This window comes from Chryseobacterium ginsenosidimutans (assembly GCF_039536845.1).
In the GTDB taxonomy this organism is placed as follows: Bacteria; Bacteroidota; Bacteroidia; order Flavobacteriales; family Weeksellaceae; genus Chryseobacterium; species Chryseobacterium ginsenosidimutans_B.
The window spans coordinates 342,519-357,668 of the sequence record NZ_BAAAZJ010000003.1; the positions used below are offsets into that span (position 1 = coordinate 342,519).

At 33.1% G+C, this 15,150-nt stretch carries 11 protein-coding genes; 2 read left to right on the forward strand and 9 right to left on the reverse strand.

Features of this window, described 5'->3' with window-relative positions:
• Positions 1-73 precede the first annotated feature (73 nt).
• Positions 74-3,274, reverse strand: coding sequence for a hypothetical protein (locus ABD745_RS01615; RefSeq protein WP_344827179.1), 3,201 nt, complete (start codon positions 3,272-3,274; stop codon positions 74-76).
• Between the two features lie 197 nt (positions 3,275-3,471).
• Here ABD745_RS01615 and ABD745_RS01620 point away from each other — a divergent pair, with 197 nt between their 5' ends.
• Both ABD745_RS01620 and ABD745_RS01625 read left to right on the forward strand, forming a co-directional pair.
• Complete coding sequence (locus ABD745_RS01620; RefSeq protein ID WP_344824171.1) at positions 3,472-4,413, forward strand: T9SS type A sorting domain-containing protein; 942 nt, start codon at positions 3,472-3,474, stop codon at positions 4,411-4,413.
• A gap of 235 nt (positions 4,414-4,648) precedes the next feature.
• Positions 4,649-5,515: a lamin tail domain-containing protein gene (locus tag ABD745_RS01625; protein ID WP_344824174.1), complete on the forward strand. Its 867-nt coding sequence runs from the start codon at positions 4,649-4,651 to the stop codon at positions 5,513-5,515.
• Between the two features lie 64 nt (positions 5,516-5,579).
• On the opposite strand, the gene ABD745_RS01630 is transcribed toward ABD745_RS01625, so the two are convergent.
• The 8 genes from ABD745_RS01630 to ABD745_RS01665 all read right to left on the reverse strand — a co-directional run bounded on the left by ABD745_RS01630 (position 5,580) and on the right by ABD745_RS01665 (position 15,068).
• On the reverse strand, positions 5,580-8,396 hold the full coding sequence (locus tag ABD745_RS01630) for a gluzincin family metallopeptidase (RefSeq protein WP_344824177.1): 2,817 nt from the start codon (positions 8,394-8,396) through the stop codon (positions 5,580-5,582).
• 58 nt (positions 8,397-8,454) lie between these two features.
• On the reverse strand, positions 8,455-9,834 hold the full coding sequence (gene pyrF / locus ABD745_RS01635) for an orotidine-5'-phosphate decarboxylase (protein ID WP_344824180.1): 1,380 nt from the start codon (positions 9,832-9,834) through the stop codon (positions 8,455-8,457).
• A 145-nt stretch (positions 9,835-9,979) separates the two neighbouring features.
• Complete coding sequence (locus ABD745_RS01640) at positions 9,980-10,327, reverse strand: YkvA family protein (RefSeq protein WP_344824183.1); 348 nt, start codon at positions 10,325-10,327, stop codon at positions 9,980-9,982.
• Between the two features lie 80 nt (positions 10,328-10,407).
• Complete coding sequence (locus ABD745_RS01645; RefSeq protein ID WP_344824186.1) at positions 10,408-10,947, reverse strand: TlpA family protein disulfide reductase; 540 nt, start codon at positions 10,945-10,947, stop codon at positions 10,408-10,410.
• A 189-nt stretch (positions 10,948-11,136) separates the two neighbouring features.
• A complete protein-coding gene (locus ABD745_RS01650; protein WP_344824189.1) occupies positions 11,137-11,700 on the reverse strand; it encodes a thioredoxin family protein in 564 nt (187 codons plus the stop codon).
• A gap of 17 nt (positions 11,701-11,717) precedes the next feature.
• The gene (gene aroC / locus ABD745_RS01655; protein WP_344824192.1) at positions 11,718-12,788 is read right to left on the reverse strand and encodes a chorismate synthase; all 1,071 of its coding nucleotides are present in this window, start codon (positions 12,786-12,788) and stop codon (positions 11,718-11,720) included.
• A 45-nt stretch (positions 12,789-12,833) separates the two neighbouring features.
• Positions 12,834-14,474 (reverse strand): LIC_10190 family membrane protein, encoded by a 1,641-nt coding sequence (locus ABD745_RS01660; RefSeq protein WP_344824195.1) that lies wholly within the window; start codon positions 14,472-14,474, stop codon positions 12,834-12,836.
• Positions 14,475-14,528: 54 nt separating this feature from the next.
• Entirely contained in the window at positions 14,529-15,068 is a 540-nt protein-coding gene (locus ABD745_RS01665) for a glycine zipper domain-containing protein (RefSeq protein WP_344824198.1), read from the reverse strand.
• Positions 15,069-15,150 lie beyond the last annotated feature (82 nt).

Consider the following 15,150-nt stretch of genomic DNA (forward strand, 5'->3'; position numbering starts at 1 on the left):
TGAAAAGTTGAATATTATGAAACCCTGATAATTATATTAGGGTTTTATTTTTGTTTATATCTAAAATTTTAGCTTAAAAACTCGCTTTCACCTGCATACTTCCGATATGTATCGTTCTTTCTCCCGAATTTCTGCCTTCATAATTTAAATTCAATTGCAGGAAAGAATTAATTGCCTGCTGAATGAAAACACTCCAGACCTGATTTTTCCCGGGTTTTAAGCCATCCAACATCTGGTTTCCAACGATACTGAAATTATTTCCGGTAAAATTGTTATTAATAAATGAGAAATTCCCTCTGATAGAAGTTTTTCTACGCTCCCATTGAATCGTTCCGGTAACATCAAAAGCCTTTAAAAGTTCTTCACCATCCACTCTTTCTTTTTGACGGAACGCAGACGAAAGTTCGGCCTGAATAGCATCAGTAAATTTATAGGTTGCTTTTGGCTTGGTTTCAAAATTATTCAGACGATAATCTCTCGTCGCAAATAATTGAGAAGAGTTTTGAATATCATGAACAGAATTTTCCCAGTCGATTCTGAATTCTTTATTGAACCAATATCCGATATTTAAGAAATGTGAAGTCTGCTCACGTTCTTCATTACTGAAATTAGCATTGATGAGGTTGTCATTCGATATGAAACGATAGTTTCCGTTCCAGCCGGATTTATCTGTCGGACTGAACTGAACTGATGTCAGAATATTCTGGTTTTTAAGAATCATGTCAGCATTTTTTTCAAACGGATTTAATACCAACACTTTATCTTTCTTATAAAAAGAGTTTTGAGAATTTAATGAAATATTGAAATTCCAGCGTTTTAAAAATTTATTTTCAGAATTAAATACAATCGACGGATTTACAAATAACGCCAACTGAATTTTGTTTTTATTGGAAGGGATATATCTCACGGAATTTGTGTAGATTCTTATATATTGCGCTAAATCAGAATATTCTGCAATCTCAAATTCGTCTAACTGCTGAACACCGTCTCCATTATAATCCGTCCATTTGTAAATACCCTGCCCATCCGTAACCTTAATATACTGGAATTCTCTTTGTGCTTCCTGACCGTTTCCTAGTTCATAAAAAGCCTGCAGACGCATCCCGTTCCTGAAAAGTTGTTGATTATAAAGAATATTCCCGACTACGAAATCATTGTTTTTAGAAGCGTCAATATCCTGATTCTGGTAAAAGAACTTTCTGTAATGGAGTAGGGCATTTAACGTCGTTTTCTCCGTTTTAATGATCTGACTTTCCGCCATGAACCCCAAAATATTATTCATACTTTGAAGTCTGTTATCGCGAACCGAGTCGTTATCTCTCATATAAACTTTTGCCAATAACTTAGTTCTCGTACTGTCACCGATTTTCTTCTGAACAAAAATTTCTTTCCAACTGAAACTTGTGACATCCATCAGTTGGGTGTCATTGTATTTCTTTTCGTTATGCTCCATGCTTCCACCGAGAGCCCAGCTTCCCTTTTTGCCTGTATATTCGGTTGAAACACCTCCTCTGATGAATTTGGTGTCCTGAAGAATCGCGTTTGTATTCAGGTAAGATAAATTTCCTTTTGTGAAAAGTTTACCGGTGATCCATCCAAAATCAAGATCATTTTTAATCCCTTTGTAAGAATCCTGCTCATCAAGATAATTGACTCTGTAATTTAAAGTTGATTTATTATTCCATTTATTTAAGAAACTGAAAATAAATCTGTTTTGAGTTCTTCCACTGAATTCCTGAGCTAAGTTGAAATCTCTGGAGAATTCAACATCATTAATTCTGTCTAAAATATGGAACTGTTTGTCAATATATTGATATTCAAAATTCGGAGTTCCTTTCCAGTTGTTTTTACTGAAAGTTTTATTTCCGAAAACTCTCCATGCATAACCAATATTTTGTTGAGAATCTTTTGACGAAAATAAATTCACATCATAATTGCTCAAAGAAATATCTGCTCCGATTTTTCCATCTTTTAATAAATATTCTGAATTCACAGAATAAACTTGCGATTTCTCAGGCGAAGGAAGTTTTCTCACGGCTCTGTAATCTCCCATATTGGGTCCTACATATTCAAAAACACGTCCGTTGTTGGTTGTCTGCGTAATTTTGTATTCTCCGAGATTGGCTCCGAAATAGGTGTAAGAAACAGTGTAAAGTGTTTGGTTTGCATCTGTTGAAAATTCGTAATAATTTCCACCCGGACTTTGAACCAACCGATAAAGAATTTTATTCACATCATATTCCGTAACGACTCCGGAAGGGGCATACATCAGATTTGGATTATTTCCTGCTTCAGCAAGGATTTTTTGGTCTTCTTCAGAAAGATTGAGAGATAATGGTGCATTTTTATTATCATTTTCCATAAACCAGTTTAATCCAAGCTTTAATTTCTCTCTTTTATGCTCAATTTTTCCGGTAAATAAATATCTGGAATAATTTCTATTAGTATAGTTATAAGAAATAGTAATGAAATTCTGTTGGAAAATCGGTCGGAAACTGGTAAAAGTAACTTCTCCCGTATTATAATTAATAATGTAATCCTGATTTTCTCCACGTTTCATCAAAATCCCGTCGATAAAAACCTGTTCGGATCCTGAAATTAATGTAATAAACTGTTCTCCGTTTTTACCAGTCAAACGATAAGGTCCTTGATTACCTTCAACCCCTTGAAAACGGATTCTGTGGAATTCACTTCGCGCCACACCCATCGAAACATCAACGAAGGTTTTATTTTCTTTTCCAAATTCGGTCTGGAATTCAAGTCCCATACTTCGTCTCTGAAATTTCGCAAAATAATTTTTAGCTTCTACCAAATCCAGATGTCCCGCTCGGAGAATTGATTTGTCCTTAATATTAAGCTGCATATAGATTTTGTCAAACTCTTCCAAAGTCTGCGTATATCCATCTGCCTGAATCGGTAAGTTATGATCTGAGATACTTGCTAAAATGGTAACATCTTTAGAAAGTCGTCCGGAAATCTGTAAATCCATCGAACTTTGTACAGACTGCCCCTGATTATTACCAAAAGTAATCCCTCGAATGATGGAGCCTTTGGAATTTAATTCCCCTAAAAATCTTTTTTTATCATTTTTGGCAAGAACACCTTCATCTACGATAATTCGGTTATTTGTTTTTACAAAATCCATTGTGTCTTTTGCAAAAATATCCTGTTCGAATTTTAAAGCGAGAATACTGTCTTGCTTAATACTATCCTGCTTGAGACTATCTTGTGGAAGATTGGGATTTTTCCATGTAAATATTTGAGCATCGGTAATTGATATGCCCACAAATAAAACAGCGAATAATAAGATAAAATTCCGCAAGTGTTCTTAAATAATTGGTAAAAATAACTAAAAATTGTTAATAGAAAGGGTTTTAGTGTTATTAACAAAAAATTAATCCAATTATTGCCTTATTTTGAAAATTTCATGTAATTTTGCTATGTAAATTATTAATAATTAAAATTTTAGTCATGAAGAAAATTTATTCTTTTCTTGCTACAGTTGGTATAGTTGCTAGTTTGATGGCACAAAATACAGTAGCATCCGATAACTTTAGTTATACTGGAGCTTTAACATCAAATGGATGGGTAAGTCACAGTGGAACAGCTGGTCAACTTACAGCAAATGGATCTGTTGCTAATTTAGTTGCAGGTAATAGTGAAGACGCTAACATTGCATTTTCTACACCTTATACTATTGCTGCTGGGGTAATCAATAAAGCGGATTATTCTGCAACTATTAATGTTGCGAGTGCTACAGGTCTTACCACAGCAGGTGATTACTTTTTAATGTTTGGTGGTACAGCTGGAACAAGTGTAACTTTCTTTTATGGAAGATTATATATTAAAGGAAGTGCAACTGGTTATACATTAGGTATTTTAAATAATAGTGGAGGTACTGCTACTCCTACTTATGGTACTGAGATCCCTTACGGAACAGCTGCAAATATTACTGTGACTTATACAGTTGATAATGTTGCATCAACAAATACTGCTACATTACAAATCAACTCACAACCATTATTATCTAATGCTACTGGTACTTCTGCTGCTGCAACTTCGCTAGCTTCTGTAGCTATCAGAGAAGCGGGAACTGCTAGTGCTGGTACAGGTAATATTAGTATTGATAATTTAGTTGCAAGAACTTATTCTACAACTACTTTGGCTGTTTCAGATTTATCCTCAACAAAAGCTGGAAGCTTCGTAAAAAATACTTTCGTTAAAACAAACGAAATCACTTTCGGAGCTCAGGTAAAAGACGTGAAAGTTTACAACATGTTCGGACAGATTGTAAAAACAGCTTCTGTAAAAGAAAACGAATCTTTAAACGTTGCTGAATTACAAAAAGGAAACTATATCGTAACAGGTACAGTAAATAACCAACCGGTTTCTCAAAAAATCTTGAAAGACTAATTTTTGATATCAAATATTTTCTAGATATAAAACAGCTGCTTCAATGAAGTGGCTGTTTTTTTGTCTTTAATTATAAAACCTAATCATTAATAGAAAGTTTTTTTCTAAAATAATTATTGCAGGATATGTGATTTATTGAATTTAATACATTTATTTGGTTTTATTTTTAAATTTAATCAATTTTTATGGTATTATTTTTGTATTTATTTTAATACATCACACAAAATAATTTATTATGAAAAAGGTTTTTACTTTTATCGGACTCGTTTCGATGATTGCATTTCTGAATGCTCAAATTGTCATCAGTGAAATTTATGGCGGAGGTGGAAATTCCGGATCTACACTGAAAAATGATTATGTAGTTTTGAAAAATATAGGTTCAACGGTATCTTCTCTTACAGGGGCAACGATACAATATGCGCCGGCAACATCTACTTTTACTCAGTATCATACATTGCCTAATCTTACTTTAAATCCGGGACAAACTTATCTTATACAGGAAGCCACAGGTGGAGGTGGAACAGTTAATCTTCCTTCTCCTGATTTTATTGCAAGTACGGTGATTAATTTTGACGGATCTTCAAATCCTTCTGTTGGAATTGGGATCGCTGTAACTTCCGGAAAGATTGTTCTGGCTAATAACGCTGTACAGGTAACCGGACCAACAAATTCTAATGTACTCGACTTTGTAGGATATGGATCAACCGCCAATCAATATGAAGGTTCCGGAGCTGCGCCTTCTCCTACAACAACTACAGCTATTAAAAGAATCTCAGGTGATACCAATAATAATATTGTTGATTTTACGACAGGAGCAACTAATCCTACAAACTCTACAGGTGGAACATTAGCAATCTCGGACATTGATTTTAATTATTCGAAATTCAATTTTATTAAAAATTCTTTCGTGAAAGAAAATGAAATTATTTTCGGTGGTGAAATTAAGGATGTTAAGGTTTACAATATGTTTGGACAGGTTGTGAAAATATCTCCTACAAAATCAGCCCACAATCTTGAGGTTACAGAATTACCAAAAGGAAACTATATCGTTACGGGAACTATCAATAATGAGCCTGTTTCTCAGAAAATTTTAAAAGATTAAAAAACAGTCAATAATTTTATAAGGTTGAATTGAACAGTTGTACACAAAAGTGCAACTGTCTTTTTTAATACCAGCCTCGTCTTGCGGCATTAATAATTGAATTTAGATTAAGCACCAAAGTATATCTTATTCTTCTCGCATAATCTTTGAATCCGGGTTCGAAACCTAAAGAAGACTGAACCGGCAAGTAAATTTCAAGGAAATCCGGGATGATTCTCACTTTAACGCCACTGTCCCAAATAAATTTCGTTGGGCGGTTTTTATTATCGTAAATTCCGGCATCCGCATACACATGGAAAATTTTCCAGACACTTGTGTCAACATTTACAGAAGTGATCCATTTATTGACACTACCCGGAAGGAAAGATTTGAAACCACCATCAGCCAAGATAAACTGCTGTGATAAAATTCCGCCTGTTGCGCTTTGTCCTAGCAAATTATAAGAAAAAGAGTAGTCTGAAACTCTGGAAATTCCATAATTAAAAGTATTATTTCGGGTATTGTTTTTAATGAAATATCCTGCAAATAATCTTACGCTCAGTTTTTGTCTGGGTGCAAATTCCCAACGATAATATCCTTCTGCAGTTACTTTATTGAAATCTTCCATCCATTGTGTGCTTATTCCCAAACTTTTTTCATGGATACTTTGGCTGTCATTGTATCCATAACCTACACTCCAAAGATTGTATTTGTCATAATCTTTATTGAGAATCATTTGCGGGCTAAGATCTCTTTCAAAATAATTGTAAGAAGCTCCAATGCTTCGGCTCACCGTACTTCTCGGATTTTTTCTGAAATTAATATTTGAATAGATCGAACCTTTACGATAAGCCAGATCATAATCATAATGGAAATATGAACCGGAAACCCCAAAAGTAAGACTACGGATAATGCTTTCTGCAGGTAAAAAAGAATAGGCAACCGCTCCCGAACCTGTCAGTTTTCCTGTTCCTGTACTGTAAGTTGGAGTGAAGGAGTATAAAAATTTCTGATCAAAAAAAGATTGGTTTTTAAAATTAAATCCAATCAGGAATTTGTCATAGGTGTTATTAAAACGAACCCTCGGACTTACATAAATTTCATTAAATTCAGGATTTGGGATGTCTTTGATCAGTTTTAATTTAATTTTTTTCGTATTTGAAAAGAAACCTTTGGCATACAAGAAATTGTCTCTGTAATTCGATTCAGGAAAGATATAATCATCATTCAGAGTGATTTTATAAATGTCTAAAGCCGGAATTGAAACGGTTTTTGTCTTTTCTTTTTCTTCGGTTTCTACCCAATATTCTTTTGTCTCACCATCTTTTGATGTTGTCTGAAGTTTTACAGGAATATTGGCTGATGTATTTTTCTCAATTTTAATGTTTAAAGAATCTCCTTCTTTTTTAAATTTTCTCAACTTAAAATTAACTCTGTTTTTATGTTGCAAAAATTCAGATAGATAAGATGTTCTCTTGTCTTTTTCAGCCAATTCTTTTAAAAAATCTCTCGGATCGATTTGTTTATCAGTATTTTTTGCGATGAAATTCTGAACCAGATTATCAAAATTTTCATAGCCCATTTTGTCCGCAGAATAATTGAATAATGTTCCTGTTTCAAAATTACTGATCGCCATGTCATTGAAATTACTTAAAACAGCATATTTTTCATCAATTTTCTGATCTAAATTTTGAGACATAATGTATTGATATGCCAAACCGTAACGTTCAACCAGTTTCACATCGGATGCATGAAATAATTTTAAAGGTTTTACTCCGAAAATCTTCGTTTCGGGTAAAGTTCCCAGTAATTTTGTATTTGCGTAGAATTTTTTTAGATATTGAATTTCAAGATAAGATTTTAAACCACTTTTAAACCAATGATAATCCTGTTTATCAGTAATAATGCTTTCGTCTAAGATCTTTTTAGCAATAATTCCAAAATAATCGAGATCAGTATTTTCTGCAGGAGTAAATAGCTGAAATCTGAATTTTAAGAAAGTAATATCATTATTTCCGAAAAAATCTTCTTTATTTCTGAATTTATCAGAAATAAAAATCCGTTCAGGAACAAAACCGATTTTTTCTTTAATGAATTTTAATTGCAAAGGAAGATAAAACTCTAAGTTCTGCTTTTCTTCCGGTTTCAAATTATATCCGAATTTTACTTCTGTCTTTACACCTTCGGTATTGATATTAATTGATGGATATTCGTTTTGAGAAATTAAAAATTCAGGGTCAGAATCAAGATAACCATTGAAGGAATTCATTTGAGACTGTATCAAATTACTTTCAACAAAATAATTCACAGGAAGATCAAAATTCACCCTCCAGAAAGTGTTGAAACTTACTGATTCTTCGATGTCGTGGTAATTTCTCTTAGAGATATTGTCCGGATCAAAGCGATCCGGAACAATAAAGAAATATTTTAGTGCTATATTTTTATCAGAAGTTCCGTATCCTGTAAATCTTTTATCAGGAAGCTGAATCTGATATTGCAGTTGAAGTTTTATTTTTTCTCCCGGCTTTAAACTTTGTTGTAACGGAAGGAAAAAACTTTCGTCAGAAATATTGCTGACAGGAATTTCCTGATCAGAGCTTTTTATACTTAAACTTAATAATTTCCCAAGCTCATTTTTTTTTGCAAAATGCAGATCGGTATTTCTGTCTTCCAGTTTTCTGTAAACCAGCGAAGTTCTTCTTTTGTTGTAAGCGGAAACCCAGTTTAAAAGTTTTACAGTGTTGAGATCTTTTTCCGAATTGTTGTAATAAACCAATTCCTGACTTACGTTCAGCGTTTTCTTATCTGAAGACAATTTGGCTTCAATATAAATGCTGTCTTTCTGCGCAGAGACTTCTACAACACCCAAAAACAAAATAAGACAAATACTAATCCTTTTCAATTACCTGTGATAAAGTTCAAATATAACTTATTTTGTGTGAATTTCCTTCAAATTAACTTTAACTTTGAATTGCTTTTTTTTCTAATGAGTTTAAATAAGCATTCCACCCTTCATTTTTATACGTGATCGCAGCTTCTGCAGGATTTTCGGATTTATAAATTCCTCTTCCTACGATGATGAAATCTGTATGAAGTGTTTTAAATACATGTTCCGGTGTATTATATTGCTGTCCTTTTCCGTCTCCGGAATCTGCCAGATTTACACCTGGAGTGAATAATAAAATTTCTTCGGGAAGTTCGTTCTGAGAAACTCCTCCGATTACGTTTGGATGAGAAAGGGCAACTTTTAATGCTTCTTCTCTGTAAGAATTTGTCGTTAAAGTTCCTTTTGAGGACATCCCGATAATTGCTACAACACCCACATTTTTGAAACAGTCTAAAGATTCAAACCCTCCGATTACCTGTGAAGTCACAAAATCCGCCCAATCTGTAATTTTGAAGACTCCGCTCGTAAACTGAAGCTCCTGAGTATTTCCGATGTCTGCAAATTTTCTGTCTTCCATCAATAAGAAGTTATGTTTTGCAGCCAAAGCTTTTAATGGAGTAATTGTTTTTTCATATTCGAAATCAGAAAGAATATCGATATGAGTTTTTAATGCAATAACATGTGGTCCTACTTTTTCAGCTAAATCCAATAATTCCTGAGTTGTTGTAACATCTGCAGAAGCGATTAAATTAGATTGTTTTGCCAAAGCTGTTTCCAATAATTTTTTAGAAACCGAATGCTGAGCATTTTCAAATTTTTCCTGATAAGAAAGTCTCGTTTTTTCTTCAAACTGAATATGGTTTCCCTGTAAGAAATCCTGAATTCTTTTTACTTCTTCGTCAGATAATTCTCCATTTTCCTGAAGAATTTCGCAAACTTCTGAAATATTGAAAAGTGTATGAACTCTGTATCCTTTGCTTTCAAGAAGCTGTTTTCCGCCTTGTTCTCTGTCTAAAACAACAACGATGTCAGCGACTTTGAGGTCTTCCTGTTCAACTTCTGCAATCGTTTCGATCAAAGATTTTCCTGAAGTAATTACATCTTCAACCAAAAGACAGTTTTGTCCTTTCTGGTAAATTCCTTCGATCAGTTTTTTAGTACCGTAGTTTTTAGCTTCTTTTCTTTTAATAATTAATGGAATATAGCTTTCCAACGACATCGCTGTAGCCATCGGAAGTGCAGCGTAAGGAACTCCGCAGATCAGATCAAAATTATCCAAAGGAAGCATTTCCAATAAATAATTAGCCAAATTTTTCAAAATTTTCGGATCTGAAGCCAATGGTCTTAAATCTACATAAAACGGACTTTCAATACCGCTTTTTAATGTAAATCTTCCGAATTTGATGATGCCTAGTTTGTAGCACTCCAAAAAGAATTCTTTTTTACTTTCCATTATTTTTTATTAGATGTTGCAAATTTAAGGATTTGAAAGGGAACTAAGAAATACAGTGAAACTTATTGCTTGGTGATTATTAACATTAAAAATATATTATAAAAAAACCATCTGTTCGAGATGGCTTTTTAATATTTCTGTTAAATTATTTTACAATTTCAGCGTCGATCACCTTTGTGATATCTGAGTTGTAATTTTGCTCGGCTTCCCAAAGCAGAAACTTATCTACTTCTTTTATCAGTTTCGGTATTGCGAGTGATAAAACCGCAAGATCATCCAAAACTCCGATTACAGGAACGGCAACTTCCGGCAGAAGATCAATCGGGGAGATGACATATAAAAGTCCTATTAAAGGTAGAATAATATCAATGGATTTCATGGGATAACTTCCTTTTCTCCACATTTTTATCATTCTGAAAATGTCAGGAATCTTTTTTACAAAACCTTTGTGACTGATGGCTTCTTTTGCCAGGTTCAATTTAGAATACTTCATTTTGTGTTTAGTTTAAATAATTTTTTAACAATGTAAATTTCGCAAATTCCGTACCAATAATTTACAAATTTTAGTTAAAATTATTTAATAATATTATCAATGAACTGATGGGTGGATTCTGTATTCCAATCTCTTGAGGCATCTTCTTTAATTAAAATCCTTCCGTCTTTATCCAAAAGGTAGGTTGTAGGAAACACTTTCGGAAGTATTTTCTCTGAAATCGGACTTTGAGCAATATAAACCGGAACGTTGTAATTATTTTCCTTTAAAAATTTTCTCACCGCATCTTCTTTATCTTCCATTGCAATTAAAACAAAATTTACATGATCTTTCCTTGTATCATATAATTTTTGAATCGAAGGCCATTCTTTTCTGCATGGAGGACACCAAGTTCCCCAAAAATTCAGGAAAACCGCTTTGTCTTTGAAAGCTTTAAGATTTGTATTCGGAACATTGATTCCTTTTAAATCGATGTCGTAATCTTCGTCGCTGATGTGAACAGCATTTTCAATTGTTGCAATCGGGAAGAAAGTGTCTTTCAATTTGTCTTTCACGCCAGGAACAAAAGCGATTACTCCGATGATGATGATTAATACGAGATAAATTATATTTTTTTTCATTTTTACTTTTTAATAAAATTGTTTTAAATCTTAAAGGTAAATATATCTTCTAGAAAAACTAACCATTTAGTTTGTCATTCCGTAGGAATCTATGTAAAATAATTAACTTTTAAATTTGAATAAACTCAGCTTAGATTCCTACGGAATGACAAACTGAACGTAATATTTTTAATTAAATTTACTTACGAGTTACAACAATTCCAATATTTCCTGAACAGCATCTTTCCCTCTGTTTTTTGCATAATACAACTGCAAATCATTATAAAAATGATCTTTTGTATAATTTTCAGGATCAGCTTTATATTTCATTAACAATTCTTTTCCATATTTTGGACGAGGTCCCCAAGAGTTTTTTACGTTAAAATCTTTATCAAGGATAATAACTTTCGGGATAGATTCTGTTCCGTTAGTCAAAAATTGATTAATTAAGCTTTTATCGCTGTCTCTAAGAAAAATTCTAACCTCATTTTTACCTTCGAAGAATTTAACTAAAGCCGGAACGGTAGAACTTGCATCACCACACCACACTTCAGAAATAATTAAAATTTTTCCATCGAAGTTTTTTGCTTCCAATTCCTTTAGCTGATCTTCATTCGGAGCATATTTTTTTAATGTTCTGTCGATTCTCTGAATTCCCAGTTCGTAATATTGTTTATAATCGATTTCCTGTTGAGTCGCAGGATTTTCTAACCTTTGTTTTCCGATTTCAAGATACTCTTCGAAAGAGATACTTTTTTCCCAGTAATTTTTCATTACTAAAAATATTATATTTAAAAATTATTGATATTTCTTGTTTTATTGATCAAAAATAAATCTGCCAAAACAAAAGCAGCTAAACTTTCCACCACAGGAACGGCTCTGGGAAGTACACAAGGATCATGACGTCCTTTTCCTTCTACAATCGCAGGATTTCCATATTTGTCAACACTTTCCTGAGGTCTTAAAATTGTTGCGACAGGTTTGAAAGCCACACGGAAATAGATATCCATTCCGTTTGAAATTCCCCCTTGAATTCCCCCCGAAAGGTTTGATTTTGTTGTAAAATCTTCGTTGAAAAGATCATTGTGCTCACTTCCTGTCATTTTTGCACCACAGAATCCGCTTCCGTATTCAAAACCTTTTGCAGCATTGATATTCAGCATAGCTTTTCCTAATTCTGCCTGAAGTTTTGAGAAAACAGGTTCGCCAATTCCCACAGGAACATTTTTGATGACACAGGTAATTGTTCCGCCAATTGTGTTGCCTTCTTTTTTGATCTCTTTAATTCTTGCGATCATCTTTTCGGCAGTTTCCGAATCCGGACAACGAACTTCATTGCTTTCCGTTTTAGAAAAATCTAAAGCCTGATAAGGTTTTTCGCAGAAAATGTCGCCAACAGAAGAAACGTAAGCATTGATCTCGATATTTGATAATAATTGTTTTGCTAAAGCACCTGCAACTACCCAGTTCATCGTTTCCCTTGCCGAAGATTTACCTCCTCCGCGATAATCTCTCAAACCAAATTTTTGATCATACGTGAAATCCGCGTGACTTGGACGATAAGAATCCGCGATGTGATCATAATCTTTTGATTTCTGATTTTCGTTTTCGATGATAAAACCAATGGGAGTTCCGGTTGTTTTTCCGTCAAAAATTCCTGACAGAAACTTTACCGTGTCACTTTCCTTTCTTTGGGTTACAATTGCGGATTGTCCGGGTTTTCTTCGATCCAGTTCGTATTGAACTTTATCGAAATCAACCGTTAAACCTGCCGGAAAATTATTAATGATTCCACCGTAAGCCAGACCATGACTCTCTCCAAATGTTGTAAGACTGAGAAGATTACCTAGAGTATTTAACATGACGCAAATTTACAGCTTTTTCTTCAGATGGAAATGCCATAAAATTCACTTCTGTTTATATGAATTGTTGATAGAATTGATAACGTTTTCTGCCTCTTTTTTCCCGTTCTGATTTAGTTTTTTCCAGATGAATCCTTTTCTGAGATTTTTACCGTCAATCATTTGCGGAAAAATTCCTGCTTTTAAATCATCTAAAAGATAACCTTCGGAAACAGCCGGAAGTTGAGTATCAAAACTATACGGGTATTTTTTTGAAACATTAAATTTGAAATTCCCGACTTTGTAAGTGTTGAACTTATTGTAGTTGTAACTTGAAGGTTTATAAATTTGTTTAATCTCAAATTTTCCCATAAAATTTCCAAGTTTAAAACTGGGTAAATAAGTCTGAAGCATATTCGGTAAAGTGAGAAATCCGATGAAAATTATACTTAAAACAGAAAATACGACAATCGATTTTTTTTGATTAAAATAGCTGTGAAAAATGACAAAAAAGATCACGAAAAATACATCAATAAAAAATCTGTACTGAGCGGAAAATAATAAGACTAAAATACTTTTAATGATAATTGAAATACAAATTAAACTGATGATTTTATTTTTTTTAATAAAGCTAAAAACGGCGAAACTAATTAAGCTTATGATGAAAATAATGTTGATTTTTGATTTGATTCCATCTAAGAAAAACCAATTTTTAATATAATCTAAACCCGAAAATTTCTGAATTTCCTGATAGGAATACTGCATATCATAAGTTTTTAAAATAGCGTATTGTGAGGATATTTTCAGGACTTCAGGATTGGGTTTCCAACTCACATCCAAATTTCCGATTGAAACAGGAAAAATCGGATAACCGAATGTGTAAATATTTTTAATGAAAAACAATAAAACGATTAAAATTCCAGGAAGTAAATTTTTTAAATTTGATTTAATAATAAGAATAGAGTAGAGGAAACTCAAAATCGGAAGCCAGATCATCGTTGGTTTTATAGCAAAAATAAAAACTGAAAAAGCGAATAGTAGAGAGGTGTTTTTATTGTCTTTTAAAATTTCGTTCAGAATAATTAAAGAAAAAATAATTACAGGCAAATCCGGACTTGGTGATTGTGAAAATAGTAATAAAACCGGAAGAAAACATAGATGAATCCAGTTTTTCTTTTCTATAATATATAAGGTATAAATAATTAGTAAAACTGAATTAATTCTTAAAAACGGATCTGAAAAATTAGAAAATCCAGCCTGAAAAATGTGCCAGATCGACATTTGCCCTAAAGTAAGATCAAGATTTGAAATTCCTTTGATTAATCCAAATTCTGTCAACCATTTTATAGCTGGAACATAATATCCGAAATGATCTAATATATAAGGATAGAAAGAGCCGCAGAATAGAATGATTATTGAAATAACTGAAATCAATAAAAAATCTTTTTTTGAAAACAGATGAAGTTCGTGATACAATTTATCCTTGAAAAAATAAATCAAACCCAATAAGATGGTCGGGATTTCTACATATATATTTAAAGGAATAAAAAATGCCAGGATTGTCCAGATCAAACTAATTCCTAAAATCCCCAACAATATTTTTCCGGAAATTCCAGTGAATAATTTTTTGGAAATATTTTCAACGATTTTTCCCCAACCCATCAAAGTCGGAAGAATTAAAACCGTTGAAATCAGAATATAAACCATAAAAAAGATTGCCTAAAAATAAGCAATCTTTCTTTGTTATCGTGAAAATAATAATTATTTTGGCTGAACTCTTCCGCTTTTTCTATCCTGGGCTCTACCAAGAGTATATCCTGTTGCACCACCGACTACACCGCCAATTACTGCACCGGCACCACGGTTTTTCTTATTGACGAGAGCACCTAATGCAGCACCACCTACAGCACCAATCACTGTTCCTTTTGCTGCTTCACTTATGCCTTTTTTCTTAGTAGTACCTTGAGAAGCACTGCTTCCGTTATTGGCATAAGTTCCGTTGTTGGAGCTTTGGCTCGGTGTATCTCTATATACTGTATGTGTTTCTCTGATTATTTGAGGTTTTGCATTGGCAGCAGCAGTTTTTGCTTTTTGTGCTTCGATGGTGCTATCTGCTTTTTTCTGTGCTTCATAAGCCATTTTCTCTTTCTCGATCGCTAGCTTTTGTTTTTCAATATCCAATTGTCTCATCTGGAATTCCATTTTTTGTTGTTCCAATGATTTTTCAGCTACCTGATCATCTTTTTTACAGGCAGTCAATAAAAAAACTGACAATAAACCTGTTAACACTATATTTTTCATAATTCAAATTTTAATAAGGAGTTTCAAAGTAAAAGACCTTGATGATATAGTATTTCCAATTATGAAGCCAAGTTTTAGTTAA

Coding starts and splice junctions, on each gene's coding strand:
- ABD745_RS01625 (WP_344824174.1), top strand. CDS start 4,649: ATGAAAAAGGTTTTTACTTTTATCGGACTCGTTTCGATGATTGCATTT.
- ABD745_RS01660 (WP_344824195.1), bottom strand. CDS start 14,474: ATGGTTTATATTCTGATTTCAACGGTTTTAATTCTTCCGACTTTGATG.
- pyrF (WP_344824180.1), bottom strand. CDS start 9,834: ATGGAAAGTAAAAAAGAATTCTTTTTGGAGTGCTACAAACTAGGCATC.
- aroC (WP_344824192.1), bottom strand. CDS start 12,788: ATGTTAAATACTCTAGGTAATCTTCTCAGTCTTACAACATTTGGAGAG.
- ABD745_RS01665 (WP_344824198.1), bottom strand. CDS start 15,068: ATGAAAAATATAGTGTTAACAGGTTTATTGTCAGTTTTTTTATTGACT.
- ABD745_RS01650 (WP_344824189.1), bottom strand. CDS start 11,700: ATGAAAAATTACTGGGAAAAAAGTATCTCTTTCGAAGAGTATCTTGAA.
- ABD745_RS01640 (WP_344824183.1), bottom strand. CDS start 10,327: ATGAAGTATTCTAAATTGAACCTGGCAAAAGAAGCCATCAGTCACAAA.
- ABD745_RS01620 (WP_344824171.1), top strand. CDS start 3,472: ATGAAGAAAATTTATTCTTTTCTTGCTACAGTTGGTATAGTTGCTAGT.
- ABD745_RS01645 (WP_344824186.1), bottom strand. CDS start 10,947: ATGAAAAAAAATATAATTTATCTCGTATTAATCATCATCATCGGAGTA.